1 protein-coding gene is annotated in these 1,298 nt (G+C 65.9%); it reads left to right on the top strand.

Features of this window, described 5'->3' with window-relative positions; all coding sequences use genetic code 11:
* Window positions 1-99: 99 nt before the first annotated feature.
* A partial coding sequence (locus DPQ23_RS15180) for an IS256 family transposase (RefSeq protein ID WP_112875593.1) occupies window positions 100-1,298 on the top strand: 1,199 nt, incomplete at its 3' end.

Here is a 1,298-nt window from a genome sequence, read left to right as displayed (position 1 = left end):
GTCGTGTCTCGGAAGTGGTGGAAATTGGAAGGCGGCGTAATCTCCGGGTGAAGTCTCACCCACCCAACCGGCGGCGGCAACCGCCAGGGAGATCACGCCATGAACCAGAATACCGACAGCTCGTCCTTTTCGCTACTGCCCGACGCGGCGGCATATGATCCGATCGAGGACCGCCTGCGGTCGAGCGTCCGCGCCACCATCGAAGCGATGTTCGAAGAGGAGCTGGCCGAGTTTCTCGGTCGCCTTCGCTACGGCCGGGGCGATGACCGGGCCAAGGGCTATCGCCACGGGCATCGCGATCGGCAACTGACCGGGACATTCGGCACCGAGACGGTGCGGGTGCCCCGTGCCCGGATTGAGGACGAGGCGGGGCAGGTCAGCGAATGGCGATCCAGGGCGCTGCCGCGCTACCAGCGGCTGACGAAGAAGGCCGAGGCCCTGATCGCGGCGGTTTATCTGGCCGGAACGAACACGCGCCGGGTCAAGCGCGCCCTGTTCGGCCTGTTCGAGGGCGCGGTCAGCAAGGACGTGGTCAGCCGGGCCTGGCGCAAGGTGAAGGTCGACTGGGATGCCTGGTCCGCTCGCAACCTCGCTGACGAGGATGTCGTGCGGCTCATCCTTGACGGCACCGTCATCAAGACCCGGCTGGACCGCAAGGCCACCAATATCTCGGTGCTGGCGGCGATCGGCGTGCGCCGAGACGGGCAGAAAGTGCTGATCTCGATTGGGAACATGGGCGGCGAAAGCACGGCGGCCTGGGGGCAGTTCCTCGCCGATCTCGATGCCCGTGGCCTGAAGCGGCCCGAGTTCGTGATCGTCGACGGTGCTCCGGGACTGGAGGCCGCACTCGTTGCACTCTGGGGCGAGGACCTGCCGATCCAGCGCTGCACGGTTCACAAGCACCGCAACCTGCTCAGCCACGCGCCCAAACGCCTGCACGACGAACTGACCGCAGATTACCGCGACATGATCTATGCCGACACCGCCGCCGAGATCGAGAAGCGTCGCAAGGCTTTCGTGCGGAAATGGCGGCTCAAGTGCCGCGCTGTCGCCGACAGCCTGGAAGAAGCCGGCGACCGGCTCTTCAGCTTCACCCGCCTCGACCCGTCGCAGTGGAAATCGGCGAGGACCACCAACGCCATCGAGCGCCTGAACGAGGAGTTTCGCCGCCGGATCAAGACCCAGACCGTGCTGCCATGCGCCGAAACCGTGCCGATGTTGCTCTGGGCGCTCCTGGCCTCAGGGCAGATCCAGATGCGCAAGGTCGACGGCTGGGAAACCCTCACTCAGCCCCTCCA

Source organism: Paracoccus endophyticus, assembly GCF_003286075.1.
In the GTDB taxonomy this organism is placed as follows: domain Bacteria; phylum Pseudomonadota; class Alphaproteobacteria; order Rhodobacterales; family Rhodobacteraceae; genus Paracoccus; species Paracoccus endophyticus.
The sequence above is the reverse complement of the archived record's forward strand: the minus strand, read 5'-3'. Positions and strand labels throughout refer to the sequence as shown.